Origin of the sequence: Clostridium magnum DSM 2767 (genome assembly GCF_001623875.1) — a bacterium.
GTDB classification, from domain to species: domain Bacteria; phylum Bacillota; class Clostridia; order Clostridiales; family Clostridiaceae; genus Clostridium_AM; species Clostridium_AM magnum.
The window spans coordinates 71,408-85,808 of sequence record NZ_LWAE01000016.1 but is presented as its reverse complement, the minus strand read 5'-3'; the positions used below and the strand labels follow the sequence as shown (position 1 = coordinate 85,808).

Here is a 14,401-nt window from a genome sequence, read left to right as displayed (position 1 = left end):
CCCCAATATGGTACACTTAGAGTGTATAGTATAATTGTACTCATTACAATGATCAAAAACATAAAGTGTCCTAGTACAAAACAGATCTTTAAAATAAAGATATAGATACAAAGAGGTATATGGATGAGCAAATTTTGTTCAGCTATTCCAGATAAAAGCGTGTTACCCTATGAGGAATTTCAGCCTTGCTTAAATAAAAGAGCAGGGCTTTAATTATGAAGTGAGGTTTCTTGTAAGTTAACTTTTTTAACTAAGGTTAACTACAAATCCATTTACGAGAATTGAGCCAATGGATACAATATTATTAGAGGTGATAGCTATGAGAGAGTTAAATATAGGTAAATGCATTATTCAGAAGAGAAGAGAGAAGGGAATAACGCAGGAACAGTTGGCAGACTAGATTGGAGTTTCCAAAGCATCTGTCTCCAAATGGGAATCTGGATCAAGTTATCCTGATATTTTACTTCTTCCTGAGCTTGCAACTTATTTTAATATTTCAGTGGATGAATTATTGGGATATTCTCCACAACTTACATCAGATTATTGATTCTTTTAATTTGAGAAAGGTTTGGACAAATGATGTTTTTGGAATCCATATCGTTGCTGCACAAGGGTATTTGCTTCAAGAAAAGAAAGAAAAAGCATTAGATGCATTAGAGCAATATGTGAACACTGCTTGCAGTATTCAGTTTCCATTGAGTTTAAAAGGAAATGAATATTTCACTCATGTATATAAATGGTTTGAGAATAATAATTGTATTGGTACAAATACTCCGGTAGACGAGAAAACTATTAAGAAAAATTTAGTTATTGCAGTTACTGAAAATCCTGCCTTTATACCGTTAAGGGAAGAGGAACGGTATGATTTGCTTGTTAAAAAATTGAAAGAAAAATTAGGTGAAAAATAATGAATGCAATAAAAATAGAAAACCTTAGAAAATCCTATGATAATCAGACTAATGCTTTAAACAATATAAGTTTAAGTATACCAAAAGGTGAGATATTTGGTTTCCTTGGTCCCAATGGTTCAGGAAAAACTACCACAGTTAGAATTCTAAATGGAATTCTCTCAGCAACATCAGGGCATGCTGAAATTTTAGGGATACCTGTAGGAAACAATAATCTTGAGATTCACAGATTATGCGGAGTAATGACTGAAAGTTCCTCCTGTTACGAAAATCTTACTGCAGAGCAAAATCTAATATTCTTTGGGAAAATGCATGGAATGGATGAAAAATCTATTAATGAACGTACTGATTTTATATTGAAAAGGCTGGAGTTACTAGATGTAAAGAATAAAAAGGTAAAGTCTTTCAGTACAGGTATGAGAAAGAGGATTTCCTTGGCTGTAGCATTAGTTCACAATCCTCAGATTCTATTCCTTGATGAACCTACTTCTGGCTTAGACCCAGAAAACGCTCTTAATGTTACAAGGCTCATAAAAGAACTTGCAGAAGAAAATGAGGTTACAATATTTCTTTGTACTCATCAACTAAAATATGCTGAAGATATTTGTACATTATATGGTTTTATAAATAATGGCAATATCCTTGGTTTAGGTACATTTGATGAACTTGCTTCGAGGAAAAATGCAGCCCTGCAATTAAAAGTTAGAGGGAGAAATATTTCAGAGAAACTTGGATTTACCCATGAAGGTAATGGCATATATAGCAAAGCTATTTTAGGAGATGAAGAGGTAAATACTCTAATACAAGGTATACTGGCAAGTGGTGGAGAAATTTATGAGGCTGTACAGCAGAGATGGTCTTTGGAAGAACTGTACTTTAAATATATAAAAGGAAATCTTAAGATATAACCTTACAAGTTTGGAGTGAGAAGAATATGAATGGAAATGAAAAAGCATTGATATATAAAGATATAAACGAAATAACAAGTTCAAAACGGGTTATTATGCCTATGGCTATTGTACCCCTTATTATGGTTGTAGTTATCCCTTTAGCAATAATAATAGGTGCCAGCTTTATTGGAGCTGATTCAAATATGTTTACAAAAATGGCTCCTCTTCTAAAAAAATTGCCCTCTGAATATGCAGCATATACTCCGGCTCAACTTTTAATAAAAATAACGGTAAACTTTATGTTTCCGTCTTACTTTCTTATAATTCCAATAATGTGTTCTGGAGTTATTGGAGCTAGTAGTTTTGTTGGAGAAAAGGAGCATAAAACTCTAGAGTCTTTACTTTACACCCCAATATCCATGGAACAACTGCTTAGAGCTAAAATCTTAGGGGTCTTTGTGCCTTCCTACATTGTAACTTTGGTTTCCTTCATAGTCTTTGGCATCATATTTAATGTAGGTGGTTTTATATATTTTGGAGGACTTATTTTTCCAGATATAAAATGGCTTATAATCATACTTTGGATTTCACCAGCAATCAATTTGTTATCCTTAGTATTTACTGTGATGGTATCGGCAAAGTCAGAAACATTCCAAGAAGCACAGCAAGTAAGTGGTCTTCTTGTGATTCCAGTGATTCTTATATTAGTGGCTCAGATGACAGGTGTACTTTTGATCAGTAAATTTGTAATGCTTATAGGGGGAGGAGTTATCTTCATAATTGATTATATGTTGATAAAGAAGATTTCCTCTAAGTTTATTCCAGAAAAACTGATTTAAATATCTGTTTTAACTATATAATTACCGTCTCAAAATGCCTCGTTACGGAAAGTTATACCACATTTTTATCGGAGCTAGATTAAAGCTTTTTTAATTAATTCGCTTTCTTCGCAGGCAGCATAGAATTCATTGGCTATGCTTAATCCGTATCCTTTCATTTTATTAAAGGTTAGCAGCATCTTTAAAGGATTATCCGCTGACTGAGCTTCCTTAAGAATACTCTCATCAACATTAAGAGATTTGAAATCTGCCTGGATAGGGTAAAAATCTACTCCATAGCCTCTAACAAAACCTTCAAACTCTCTCATACCAGTAATACGCACATCTTTTCCTAATTCCTTAAGTTCCTGTGCCAGAGCGATATATGGCTGAAAATCTCCTCTTGAACCTGAACAAAGTATTGTAATCATAATTATTATTCCTCCTTGTACTATCCGACAACTTGTTGTATATTTACAGTATAATTGCGTTTTAGTAGTCCATCAACCGACAATTACATACTGAATGTTGGATTTTGATGAAGGTAAAGAGAACAGAAGAGGAGTGTTAAAATGAAAAAGCAGCCGGAAGTAACCGCACAGACTAAGCAGAACTTAATTGATGCATTCTGGTCCTTATATTGTGAGAAAAGAATTGAGAAAATAACGGTAAAGGAAATAACACAGAAGGCAGGCTATAACAGGGGGACTTTCTATGAATATTTTACCGATGTTTATGATGTGCTGGAGCAGATTGAGGAAGCCCTCATACCTGCAGTACACGAATTGCCTCCTATTTCTATACCAAATCAAAATATGGAGATACCCCTTGATATGTTTATGGCCCTCTATGAACAGAACAGCAAATACTATTCTGTTCTTCTTGGTGACAACGGCGACCCTGCCTTTGCAAGCAAGCTGAAAAACTCAACAAAGCCTGTGATTAAGCAAGTATTCCTTGAAAAGCATAATGTAGATCCTATAGAGTTTGACTTTATTTTAGAGTTTGTTCTATCAGCTATGATAGGAGTAATGAGCTATTGGTTCAGCCAGAATAAAATATTGCCTGCAAAAGATTTGATTTCGTTAATGTACGACCTTATGGAAAATGGAGTTAAGAAGCGTGTTCAGAGTAATATAACTAATAGTTAATGTTATATACAGAGCTTGTAGAAAAGGTATAGCATTTTGCTATGACTTTTCTGCTGCTAACTGCATAGTAGCAGGAATATCTGCTTATAGTTCTTTTTATTTTGGAATATATATTGTTGCAACAAATAAATAATTAGAACAGTCTTTTTATATGGTGTTTTCATTTGTTACATACTTTTGTTAATTAAAATATTGTTCTTATCAAGAATTTCCCATTTGGAGCATAGGTCAATCAATCTCATTCCTTTTTATAGTATAGTGGAATATATATCTGGCAGATCTGCGGATATAAAAGCATTTGCTTTTAGTAATGTGGTTGGCAATATAGTTATTTTTATTCCCCTTGGTACATATTTGTCATTATTGAAAAATGATAAAAGAGTAATAATCAATTATATTACGAGATGAGAAAAAGGTACATACTGCAATCACAATACTATCTGCCATCGGATTACCTCGTATATTATATTATTTATTCATGGTGAAAATGAGATTCTGAATATCTTTATTGCATATCTGAGGAAGGAAAAATACAAGAAAAGATAGAAACAGCAATAGAAATGATTAAAATCCATAGTAATACCGGTTATACGTTACGTTTTGATGCTGTGTATCTGTAAAAACACAGTTGATTTTGAATATTAAAATTTTACAGATTATATTGACAATTTTAATATATACTATTATAATAAATTTAAGATAGCTAATTAGTTATTAAAAGATATTAAGTTAACACATACTTTTAGTTTTTTAAGTAGCTATTTTAAAACTGAAAGTAAATATAAAAGAAGCGAGGTGAGTCCACCAAAACAGTAGGCTAATCCAAATGTATGATTAAATTAATTTTTAAGTCAAGGTCTTAAATTTAAGCTATTTAAAAATTTCTAACTCAGTAATTTTAGTTATTTGTTTAGATTAAAGTTATGTGCTCTTATGTAATTTGGGAGTTCAATAGTTAACTATTTATTCTAGTTCAATTAGTTTAAAGGATTCAGGTTGGAAAAAATATGAAAATGGTTAGTAAGTTTTAAATTGAAGTTAGCAACAGTTAAATGTTACTATTTCATAAAAATTTTTCTTACTATAGTGAGGATTGAGTTACAAAGTTAATTAGTCAGGTCAAATTGAAAGATTTAGATGTTACATTTAGGAAAATTGTTTAAGGTGATTATTATTTGAAAAATAAGTTTGTAAAAAGATAGAAACCAGATTACCTAATTTAGTATTATAGGTGATTTGGTTTCTATTTTTTTTATTGGTTTTAAAATCTGCATTCTAAAAAATTAGCTACTTGAGCTAATATCATTAAGAATTAGTGATATAACCAGTTAAACATGTAGTAATTAATCAATGAAAAATGTTCCAGTATATAATAAACACAAAAAGGTCATTATAATAGCATAGGGTATGTAACAGTTGAGCCAAGAGTTACATATGCTTCTAACTAGAGGTGTATGTGATTCGGCCAACGATTGTATATAGGTTACTTATAGTAGCTTATATATAGTCAGAGGGAAGATTCTATATTGTGGGGAAAAGCTTTAATATAGTCGATTTAATTGATTATATTAGGGTTCCAATTTATGATATAGGGTTGAGCTAAGATTATATGGAGTGTTGAGATGGTTATATATAGTCGAAAGATTATATATAGCTGTGTAGATATTTTATATAGTCGAAGAAACCATTATTATAGGTAATGAACTGCTTTATTATGGTGGAAACATCATAGTGAGGTAATATAGGTTATCTATAGTGGTGCAACTTAGATTATTGCGTGCTCTGTTAAGGAAAAACCATAAGTGGATTTTTTATTAATTAATCTGCTTATGGTTCTTTTAATTTCAGTATTTCAAGAATATATGAACTTAAATTTATAATATGCTGTAAGTTTATTTCATACTATATTTATTATCTCAATATAAACTTAACTACATCTTCATAACATTTTACTTTTTTGCCGAAAATACTTCATAAACATTATATACACGAGGATTCTTCTAACTGCTATAAAATAGGTACCTATTCTTCAGCATTTATAATACTAATAATAGCATCACCATATTTTTCAATCTTCTTTTCTCCAAACCCACTAATTTTCAGAAGTTCATTTCTAGTTTTAGGCTTGGCTTCAACTAAGGAATCCAGCTGAGCTGTGTGATCTTCATATTCCAATCTAATATCATGTAGACATAAAATTAGGAAGAAATGAGTTTTTTAACTCATAGTACACATTTTGCTCTCCAGCAAGACCTTGTTTTAATAAGGTAATATCCCTATCTATGTATTTTTTCTTATTTGATGTAACCTTGCAGGAAAGTTCTATCAAATCCCTAAGTTGTTCGTTTTCCTTTTGAAAATCCTTTATAAAAATAGGACTAGTAATTGTAGATTTGCTGAAGATTAAATTTAGAGCATTTTCTAAAAAAGCCATTATTGTGCCTCCTGTACAGATTTGTTAAATTCTATATTCTACAATAAGTATTAATATCCTTCAAATTTTATGAATTAGTTCCAAATTATGATTAATGCTATAAAATAAATTGATATAACATTATCTAAAATGGACAGATAACAACGTAAATTATCAACTTACGTATCAAAATAACAAATTGACTTTTTAAGAAATGTCAAAATGGTTGAAGGGATAACAAACCTAAAATAAAGAGAAAATATTTATATTTTATGTAGCAAAGGTAACAAAAAAGTAAATTTTTATGCATGAAAAGGGTTTTAGATGAAGCGTGGTATTATATTTTATTTTTTATATAAATAAGATTTGAAGCCTACTAGAGGATTTTGACATAAAGCATAGAATATATAAGATTAAAAAGCACAGGATACTAATTGGGGGGGGTTATAATGAGTAAACTGTCAAATGCATTAAAGCTGGCATGCAACAAAATATCTAATAATAAATACAAATAAAATAAAGATGGGACTTTACGGTATAAATATCCATTTAAGGCACCTATCAATTGCAGAAATAGATGAAGATCCTAATGTAAATCTGCTAAAAAACATGGATTTAATATTTATCTATACTTAGGATTTACTTAAAACTAGCCAAAAACAGTACATTAATCCAAGAATATTGGAACGCCATAAAAAATCATCCAGATGGCAAATCCCAATATATTCAGGCTAATCGTCCCAAATATCTTTAATTGATTTTCCCTACAGTAAGAGAGTAACATTTGAAATGTACAAAAGCCACCAGAGTATATTAATATTATAATTACTTTAGGGAACTGATAGTTTGAATTTTGTACCAAACCCATTGATAAGCCAATAAACATATAAACAATCAAAATTCCAATTGTTGGTTCGATTTTTTGATATTTTTTATTTATCTTAGTTAACCTATCAATAATTGGTTGTATTTTTTCAAAACTTTTATTCATTTAATTGTCCTCTCTATTCATAAAGTTTAGCGTTGTGACGGACTTTTTACGATTGAGATTTAATTCAATTATATAGGATATGGATATATTTGTATATGGGTAAAAGATTTAATTTGAGCATTATTATTAAGCATAGCTGATATATTAGCACTAAAATTAATGCTATAAAGTCAACAGTAGAAGAAGCTAAAACCATACTAACAAGTTACATATCCTCTGTAGTTAAAAAGTCTTTAAGATTCATAAGAGAAAGTAGTAAAAAAAATGATAAGGAGGCCTTGCTTTCACAAATAAAGGCTTGCAATGAGCTTATAAAAAGTTTAAGTAAGCTAGCTGATGAAAAAAATATTGCTGGGTTAAAGATAGATGAAGAAGGGGAAATACTTACCGCTTTGTACTCAAAAATAAATAGCATTAAGGCTATAAAGGAAACTAAAGCTGTAAGACCTGTGACATCACTTTCTCAAAGTTCACTTTTTACTGGCTCAAAACAGGAGCCAGATATGATGAGTGAAATAAAAAAAGAAATACTATGCTGTGATTCTATTGATATGCTGGTGTCCTTTATTAAATGGAGCGGATTGAGATGCATAATTGAAGAGCTTAGAGAATTTACAGAGAAGGAAAACCATAAGCTAAGAATAATTACCACCTCCTATATAGGATCTTCTAATTTATCCAATGCAGCACTAACTTCAGGGCTGGAATGGAATATAAAGGTTACAGAGAAGGATTCCTTTGATACTATTAGAAAGCTTGAAGCAACCTTTGAAAGCTACTGGAATGACGATGAATTTACAAGCTTTAATGGAATCTTTGAAGAAGATAAGAAGAGACTTATAACTTCTTTAAAAAGGGAAGGAAAGTTTGAAGGCAATAGCGATACTATATTTAGTTTAGATATACATCCCTGGATTCGTTCAACTAAGAATCAGATGGGGTCTAAAACCCCATCTGATCCAAGTTTCCACTTCATAGCTCATAGAGAAGAAATATTAAAGCAGAGCAGAGATACCTTTAGAGCTATACTAAAGGATAATAACTTTGGAGATTTATATGTAGGTGGAAATACACCTGAGGCTATAGATCATTTGTTTATGAGTATTCAAAGCTTCAATTCAACAAAGCTTTATGAAAAAACCACAGCTGATTTCTATGATTTTATAATTGTAGATGAAGTTCACCATGCATAGAAATTCCGAAGCAAAATACAGTTACATATACTTGCAAGGTGTTTAAATATTTTACTTGTAATATAGATAAATTGCTAAAAGAAAATATGTATATATTACTGCCATTACAAATATTCAAATTAAGAAAGAAAATGTATCAAATAACTTTTGAAGAAACTGAAATAGAGCAAGCTTCTAAGCTACTTAAAATAACAAAGAAAGAATTTATGGATAAGTATATAGAGGAGACTACTAATGGATATGATATAAAAGGTAAGCCATGCTGCTTTCTAACTGAAAATGGTGCTTGTGAAATTGAAAAGTGCAAACCAGAGGGCTGTAGAGAGTACCCTTTTACAAATAGACCAGAAAGATTACTTAGTTTGCTTAGTATAGTTGATTTTGCAAGTGTATGCCCTGTAGTTTTTGAAATGCTGGAAAGACTGAAGAAAACTTATGGTTTTAAGAGAAGAGGACGGTATTAGGGAGTATTACTGGGTTCAAACTTATGATATAGGGTCGAGCTAAGATTATATGGAGTGTTGAGATGGTTATGTATAGTCGAGAGATTATATATAGCTGTGTAGATATTTTATATAGTCGAAGAAACCATTATTATAGGTAATGAACTGCTTTATTATGGTGGAAATATCATAGTGAGGTAATATAGGTTATCTTTGATAAAAGTGGAATAGAGGACAATAAGTATATTGGTATTCCTACGTTTATAATAGAGATATTATCACCTTCTAATCAATCCAATGATCTAGTTGTGAAACTAAATTTATATATGAAATATGGAGTTAAAGAATATTGGATTATCAATCCAATGATTAATACAGTTCAGACATATAGCCTTAATAATGATGGATTATATGATCAAATTGATGTTGTTAAAAATAGTGGGACTATAAGTTCTAAGATTTTTAATGGATTTACTGTAGATATAGGAGAACTATTTAAGGAATAGAGAATGAAATAAAATCACAGATCATTGATAACATTTTAACAAGTAGTTTAATCATTGGGAGTGGTTTTATTCCACCAAATATGATAACAGGCTGTTCTGAATACAAAATTCATATTGGCATAGTTAATAAGAAAATTTATAATATAATTGTAGCAAAAATACATCTCTGCATCTTTTGACGTACAGTTGAAAAAGAAAATATTGAATTTTTCACTTAAGAAAATGAAAAGAGGGAAAGAATATGTCGGAGATAAAGAAAATGAAAAAGAATGAATACTTACTAAGTGTTACAGAAGTAAGAAAAATGCTTAAGGAGCAAAGTAAAGAAGAATTAATAGAACTACTTTTAGACAGCTACAAGACAATTCCACAATTAAAGGAATATATAACTGCTAAATATGCAAATGTGGATAAAATTGAAGCTTTTAACAGGTCTGAATTAGCAATAAATTAATAGTAAATAGGTGCCTTTGCACATAAGGAAAACATAATTAAGGGTGATGAGTTATATGAAAAAGATCCCAATAGGTATAAGTGACTTTAGAGAGATTATTGAGAATAACTACTATTTTGTTGATAAAAGTTTATTGATTAAAGAGATTATAGAAGATGATTCAAAGGTTATATTAATTCCAAGACCAAGAAGATTTGGTAAAACACTTAATATGACTATGCTTAAGTATTTCTTTAAAAGTATAGAAGCAGAGAATATAAATTTGTTTGATAATTTACAGGTAAGTAAATATGAAAGTATAATGAGACTTCAAAAAAGTTATCCTGTAATTTATATTACCTTTAAAGATATGAAACATTCTAGCTTTGAGAATTGTATGGAAGCTATGGCTTTTTTAATGGCGGGCATTTTTGAAGAATTTAAGGAAAGCATATATTTGGACTGCTCTAAAGAAGAAAAAGAATACTTTGATAATATATTAGCTAGAAAGTGCAGTCTTGTTGAATTAGAAATGTCCTTCAAAATTTTAATAAAACTTTTATATAAAGTTATGAAAAAGAAACCCATACTTCTAATTGATGAATATGATGTACCTATTCAGCAGGCTTATTTAAATGGATATTATACCGAATTTATAGGTTTCATGAGAAATTTTTTAAGTGGGGCATTGAAAGACAATGATTATATAGAAAAGGCTGTTATGACAGGTATTTTAAGAGTCGCGAAAGAAAGCATATTCTCAGGCCTTAACAATATAAAAGTATACAGTTTAACCAGTAGTAAATACAAGCAATATTTTGGATTTACAGAAAATGAGGTAGAAGAATTATTAGAATACTATAACATAAAAACAAAGTTAGAAAACATAAGATATTGGTACAATGGATATAATTTTGGTGGAGCGGTTATTTATAATCCTTGGAGCATATTAAATTATATAAAAGATATAGATAGAGGCCTTATATGCCATTGGATAAACACCAGCTCTAACGATTTAATAAAAGATATTTTAGGTAAATCAGATAATAAAATAAAAGTTGATTGTGAATCTTTAATAGAGGGAGATTCTTTAGAAAAAAGAATAAATGAAAATATAGTTTTAGAAGATGTAGATGTAAGTTCAGAAAATATATGGAGTTTTCTTTTGTTCACTGGATACCTAAAAGTTAGTGATGTCAAAAATATAGATGGGAGCATTGTTGGTAAACTATCTATTCCAAATAAAGAAGTTAACATTTTATTTAAAGACATAATTCTTGGATGGTTTAATAAAGCTCATGTAAATGAAGATTTTAATGACATGTTAGTGGCTTTAACAAAAGGAGATGTGGAAACCTTTGATATTATGTTTTCAAATACAGTAGAAAAAACTTTAAGTTATTTTGATGTAGCTGGAGAAAGTGAAAAATTCTATCATGCTTTTGTATTAGGAATGCTTGTAGCTTTAAAGGATAGCCATGATGTCAAATCCAATAGAGAAAGCGGATATGGAAGATATGATGTTATGGTAATACCAAAGGATAAGAGTAAATTAGGTTTAATCATAGAGTTTAAAAAAGTAAATAAAAGAAGAAATGAGACTTTAGAAGAGGCTGCAACAAAAGCATTAGAACAAATTGAGCATAACAAATATAGTCTGGAATTGAAAGAGCTAGGAATAAAGAAAATTTTAGAATTGGCTATTGTTTTTGATGGTAAAGAGGTTATGATAAGAGAAAAGTTATAATTTATCAGTGATCTGGAAATCATAAAGAAGATAAGGGAACTAAAGGTGTTCAAGGGGCCATTTAGTTCTCTTAACCTATATATTCTAAAACTTTTTATATAGTTTTTTTATTTTTTAGATCAATTCTAACATCATATCCGTATTCTTTAAACAAATACATTAAATTTGGACCATCGATTAGATTAATTCAAACTTAGCTTGATTTAGCGGTGTATAACTGAAGGAACAACTTTATAGATAGGGTAAGCAGAACTAAGAAAGGTTTTACATAAGGAAAAATAAGTGCCGGACAAAACGTTGGAAGGGTTAGTGAGCAGAACTTTAAATAGAATTGTAAAAAAAGAAGGAGGATAATATTGTGCAAAAGATAATTCCGCATTTATGGTTTGATAAAGAAGCTGTTGAAGCTGCCAAATGGTACGTCAGTTTGTTTGAGAATTCCAGAATCATTAACATTACTACGATTCCAGATACCCCATCGGGAGATGCAGAACTTGTTGATTTTCAACTTGCTAATCTTAGATTTTCAGCAATCAGTGCAGGTCCGTATTTTACATTTAATCCATCGATTTCTTTAATGGTAGCTTGTGGTACAATCAAAGAGGTGGATAGATTACATGCGAATCTGTCTTCTGGTGGTACAGAACTTATGCCTTTAGGCGATTATCCATTCAGTAAACGATATGCATGGGTACAAGATAGGTATGGCTTAAGCTGGCAGCTCATGCTAGTTGAAAATATGGAAGAACATCAAAAAATACGTCCATCATTACTATTTGCTGGAGATGCATGTGGTAAGGCTGAAGATGCCATTGACTATTATATTTCAACTTTTGAGGAATCTAAAAAAGGATTTATAAACCATTATGCGGTCGAAGAAGCAATGGATACAAGAGCAAAAATAAACTATGGAGAGGTCAATATCTGGGGAACTGAATTCATAGTTATGGATCATGGCTTTGGCGGGGATTTTACCTTTAATGAAGCTTTTTCTTTCATGGTACTGTGTGAAAATCAAGAAGAAATAGATTACTTTTGGGATAAACTTTCTTTTGTTCCAGAGGATGAACAGTGTGGATGGATCAAAGATCAATTTGGAGTATCTTGGCAGATTACACCTGCTAGTATGAATGAAATTCTCATGAAAGGTACAAAAGAAGAAATAAAACATGTGACGGAGGCATTTCTGAAAATGAAGAAGTTTGATCTAGCTACCCTTGAAAAGGCGCGATTAGGATAAATGTTAATCAATCTAGTTCTAATATGGTAAAGCTAAAGGCAAGAGGATTACAGGTATTCTCTTGCCTTATTTTGGATTACCTACATCTCTAAGCACCTGTCCTAATTTTGAGAACTTAGATGCTCTTTCCATAATTGTTTAATATGTCTATAAATACTAGTGTACCTTTTGAGTGACTGATTCCCTTTTGCAAAATATATGAAAAGTTACGTGTATATTGCTGTGCAGTTTTTAAAATAGAAATTTCTTAGATGATGATTATAAGGAACGGCAATTACCATAAAAGAAAATGGAGAAATAAAGGTTATTAGAAGGAGAGATAATTTAGAAGATCTCATGAGAAATTATTTTTAGCTTTAATAAAAAAGTGAGTTTTTTATGCCCATATTATCTCTAGCTGCTTATATATTAAGTGAGAGGAGATGATATGTATGGCTGCAATAGCAACAAAACTGCAGAGCACACTATTAGTTAAATATGGGGATGGTGTAGATGCACAGGGAAAAGAAATAATCAAAAGTCAGAGGTTTTCAAAGGTAAAGACTACTGCCACAGAGCAAAACATTCTTGATGTGGCACTAGAGATTGAAAAGCTTCTTGGAAAAACCTTAAATGAGGTTATTAGAGAAGATCAAAGCGGAATAACCAGCGTCTAATTTAGTTAAGAGCTGAAAGTGGAAAATTAAAAGTTAAGGAACTTTTTTTCCTTACATTGAAAAAGTCTTCCTTAACTCTCCACTATCAATTCTCAACGTCAACTAAATAATAAGGGGGATATGTGAATGAGCAAAACATTAGTTATGAACTTTTTAAACGAGGCAGGCCAAAAAACAGCAGTAAGGCTTAATAATGTTAAGGATGCTGTAACTGAAGCAGAGGTTAGTGCTGCTATGGATGTAATTATAGCTAAGAATATATTTACAACTACTGGGGGAGACCTGAAATTTAAAGACTCCGCAGAGATTGTAGACAAGAACTCCACTGAATTATCAGTGAAATAACCTAGAATACAAGGCATCATTAAAAAATAACTGATTAGTATATTTTTAATGATGCCTAAAGAAATCTACTAGATATGAAAAGAAGGTGAACTTCATGAGTAACGATCTGTTAAACATTATTGGAAATATGGGTTTTCCTATTGCAGTATCAGTATATTTGCTGGTAAGGTTGGAGGCAAAACTGGAAGTTTTAACAGTCAGTATCAATAATTTGTCTAAGGCCATTGAAGTAAGATCCTAAAAAACACGCAAGATTGATTTAGTCTTGCGTGTTTTTTTATGCAAAAAAGTAAATCAAAATCCTAATATAGACAAGAAACTTTAGGACAAAATTCTGTTTCGGAAAAGTATAATTTGATGAAAAAGGTGATTTTAGGTACAATATGGTAACTAAAAGATGGAGTTTAGAACAATAGTCTACTATAAAAACAAAAAAGAAGGTGAATTTGCCAAAATATAGGGGAATAGAAAGAACGATTGTTGTTAAAAAACGTTCCGTATTTTTGAGAATATGACGTCCCTATATATAGAGGGGAAATTTGAAGTTAACAATAATTTTAACATGACTAACTTGGCGTAAGTCTCCCACTCTCCTTTTCCTAACGTCAGAGGAGAGTGGGAGTTCAACGCCAAGTAAGCCATGCATTCGCAGATCTAAAATTCAGAT

The 14,401-nt window shown here is 30.8% G+C and carries 15 protein-coding genes and 3 pseudogenes; 14 read left to right on the top strand and 4 right to left on the bottom strand.

The features are described 5' to 3' along the window. The first annotated feature begins 319 nt into the window (after nucleotides 1-319). From CLMAG_RS29075 to CLMAG_RS29065, 3 genes and pseudogenes are all read left to right on the top strand, one after another. Nucleotides 320-936, top strand: a pseudogene (locus tag CLMAG_RS29075) (helix-turn-helix domain-containing protein). Beyond that, nucleotides 908-1,816, top strand: a complete 909-nt coding sequence (locus CLMAG_RS29070) for an ABC transporter ATP-binding protein (protein WP_066630897.1) — start codon at nucleotides 908-910, stop codon at nucleotides 1,814-1,816. The pseudogene CLMAG_RS29075 and the gene CLMAG_RS29070 overlap by 29 nt, the downstream one beginning before the upstream one ends. Nucleotides 1,817-1,842: 26 nt before the next feature. Further along, nucleotides 1,843-2,637, top strand: coding sequence for an ABC transporter permease subunit (locus CLMAG_RS29065; protein ID WP_066630895.1), 795 nt, complete (start codon nucleotides 1,843-1,845; stop codon nucleotides 2,635-2,637). Between the two features lie 74 nt (nucleotides 2,638-2,711). On the opposite strand, the gene CLMAG_RS29060 is transcribed toward CLMAG_RS29065, so the two are convergent. Continuing rightward, on the bottom strand, nucleotides 2,712-3,047 hold the full coding sequence (locus tag CLMAG_RS29060) for a glycosyltransferase (RefSeq protein ID WP_066630893.1): 336 nt from the start codon (nucleotides 3,045-3,047) through the stop codon (nucleotides 2,712-2,714). 141 nt (nucleotides 3,048-3,188) lie between these two features. Here CLMAG_RS29060 and CLMAG_RS29055 point away from each other — a divergent pair, with 141 nt between their 5' ends. Together CLMAG_RS29055 and CLMAG_RS31295 are read left to right on the top strand one after the other, a co-directional pair. Further along, on the top strand, nucleotides 3,189-3,767 hold the full coding sequence (locus CLMAG_RS29055) for a TetR/AcrR family transcriptional regulator (RefSeq protein ID WP_066630891.1): 579 nt from the start codon (nucleotides 3,189-3,191) through the stop codon (nucleotides 3,765-3,767). A 129-nt stretch (nucleotides 3,768-3,896) separates the two neighbouring features. Next, nucleotides 3,897-4,266 (top strand): annotated as a pseudogene (locus CLMAG_RS31295) (VanZ family protein). Nucleotides 4,267-5,789: 1,523 nt separating this feature from the next. On the opposite strand, the gene CLMAG_RS33335 reads toward CLMAG_RS31295, so the two are convergent. The 3 genes from CLMAG_RS33335 to CLMAG_RS29045 form a co-directional block, all read right to left on the bottom strand. Then, entirely contained in the window at nucleotides 5,790-5,942 is a 153-nt protein-coding gene (locus CLMAG_RS33335) for an HRDC domain-containing protein (protein ID WP_242873168.1), read from the bottom strand. 7 nt (nucleotides 5,943-5,949) lie between these two features. After that, nucleotides 5,950-6,201: a hypothetical protein gene (locus tag CLMAG_RS33330; RefSeq protein ID WP_066630889.1), complete on the bottom strand. Its 252-nt coding sequence runs from the start codon at nucleotides 6,199-6,201 to the stop codon at nucleotides 5,950-5,952. A gap of 646 nt (nucleotides 6,202-6,847) precedes the next feature. Next, the gene (locus CLMAG_RS29045) at nucleotides 6,848-7,171 is read right to left on the bottom strand and encodes a hypothetical protein (RefSeq protein ID WP_066630888.1); all 324 of its coding nucleotides are present in this window, start codon (nucleotides 7,169-7,171) and stop codon (nucleotides 6,848-6,850) included. Between the two features lie 179 nt (nucleotides 7,172-7,350). On the opposite strand from CLMAG_RS29045, the pseudogene CLMAG_RS29040 reads away from it, so the two are divergent. From CLMAG_RS29040 to CLMAG_RS29005, 9 genes and pseudogenes are all read left to right on the top strand, one after another. Further along, nucleotides 7,351-8,361, top strand: a pseudogene (locus CLMAG_RS29040) (DEAD/DEAH box helicase family protein); the annotation flags it as partial. Between the two features lie 41 nt (nucleotides 8,362-8,402). Then, entirely contained in the window at nucleotides 8,403-8,828 is a 426-nt protein-coding gene (locus tag CLMAG_RS29035) for a YkgJ family cysteine cluster protein (protein ID WP_242873167.1), read from the top strand. Nucleotides 8,829-9,016: 188 nt separating this feature from the next. Next, nucleotides 9,017-9,313 (top strand): Uma2 family endonuclease, encoded by a 297-nt coding sequence (locus CLMAG_RS31285; RefSeq protein ID WP_139264202.1) that lies wholly within the window; start codon nucleotides 9,017-9,019, stop codon nucleotides 9,311-9,313. Nucleotides 9,314-9,554: 241 nt separating this feature from the next. Further along, nucleotides 9,555-9,767 (top strand): hypothetical protein, encoded by a 213-nt coding sequence (locus tag CLMAG_RS29030; RefSeq protein WP_066630886.1) that lies wholly within the window; start codon nucleotides 9,555-9,557, stop codon nucleotides 9,765-9,767. A gap of 55 nt (nucleotides 9,768-9,822) precedes the next feature. Further along, a complete protein-coding gene (locus CLMAG_RS29025) occupies nucleotides 9,823-11,493 on the top strand; it encodes an AAA family ATPase (protein ID WP_066630885.1) in 1,671 nt (556 codons plus the stop codon). A gap of 358 nt (nucleotides 11,494-11,851) precedes the next feature. Further along, on the top strand, nucleotides 11,852-12,733 hold the full coding sequence (locus CLMAG_RS29020; RefSeq protein WP_066630883.1) for a VOC family protein: 882 nt from the start codon (nucleotides 11,852-11,854) through the stop codon (nucleotides 12,731-12,733). A 431-nt stretch (nucleotides 12,734-13,164) separates the two neighbouring features. Continuing rightward, nucleotides 13,165-13,389, top strand: a complete 225-nt coding sequence (locus CLMAG_RS29015) for a DUF1659 domain-containing protein (RefSeq protein ID WP_066630881.1) — start codon at nucleotides 13,165-13,167, stop codon at nucleotides 13,387-13,389. 126 nt (nucleotides 13,390-13,515) lie between these two features. Continuing rightward, entirely contained in the window at nucleotides 13,516-13,734 is a 219-nt protein-coding gene (locus CLMAG_RS29010; protein WP_066630879.1) for a DUF2922 domain-containing protein, read from the top strand. A gap of 94 nt (nucleotides 13,735-13,828) precedes the next feature. Continuing rightward, on the top strand, nucleotides 13,829-13,975 hold the full coding sequence (locus CLMAG_RS29005; RefSeq protein WP_066630877.1) for a YvrJ family protein: 147 nt from the start codon (nucleotides 13,829-13,831) through the stop codon (nucleotides 13,973-13,975). Nucleotides 13,976-14,401 lie beyond the last annotated feature (426 nt).

What these genes read in the sequence shown, in the direction of transcription:
- CLMAG_RS29070 (WP_066630897.1), top strand. Translation starts at nt 908, where the DNA reads ATGAATGCAATAAAAATAGAAAACCTTAGAAAATCCTATGATAATCAG.
- CLMAG_RS29065 (WP_066630895.1), top strand. Translation starts at nt 1,843, where the DNA reads ATGAATGGAAATGAAAAAGCATTGATATATAAAGATATAAACGAAATA.
- CLMAG_RS29060 (WP_066630893.1), bottom strand. Translation starts at nt 3,047, where the DNA reads ATGATTACAATACTTTGTTCAGGTTCAAGAGGAGATTTTCAGCCATAT.
- CLMAG_RS29055 (WP_066630891.1), top strand. Translation starts at nt 3,189, where the DNA reads ATGAAAAAGCAGCCGGAAGTAACCGCACAGACTAAGCAGAACTTAATT.
- CLMAG_RS33330 (WP_066630889.1), bottom strand. Translation starts at nt 6,201, where the DNA reads ATGGCTTTTTTAGAAAATGCTCTAAATTTAATCTTCAGCAAATCTACA.
- CLMAG_RS29045 (WP_066630888.1), bottom strand. Translation starts at nt 7,171, where the DNA reads ATGAATAAAAGTTTTGAAAAAATACAACCAATTATTGATAGGTTAACT.
- CLMAG_RS29030 (WP_066630886.1), top strand. Translation starts at nt 9,555, where the DNA reads ATGTCGGAGATAAAGAAAATGAAAAAGAATGAATACTTACTAAGTGTT.
- CLMAG_RS29025 (WP_066630885.1), top strand. Translation starts at nt 9,823, where the DNA reads ATGAAAAAGATCCCAATAGGTATAAGTGACTTTAGAGAGATTATTGAG.
- CLMAG_RS29015 (WP_066630881.1), top strand. Translation starts at nt 13,165, where the DNA reads ATGGCTGCAATAGCAACAAAACTGCAGAGCACACTATTAGTTAAATAT.
- CLMAG_RS29010 (WP_066630879.1), top strand. Translation starts at nt 13,516, where the DNA reads ATGAGCAAAACATTAGTTATGAACTTTTTAAACGAGGCAGGCCAAAAA.
- CLMAG_RS29005 (WP_066630877.1), top strand. Translation starts at nt 13,829, where the DNA reads ATGAGTAACGATCTGTTAAACATTATTGGAAATATGGGTTTTCCTATT.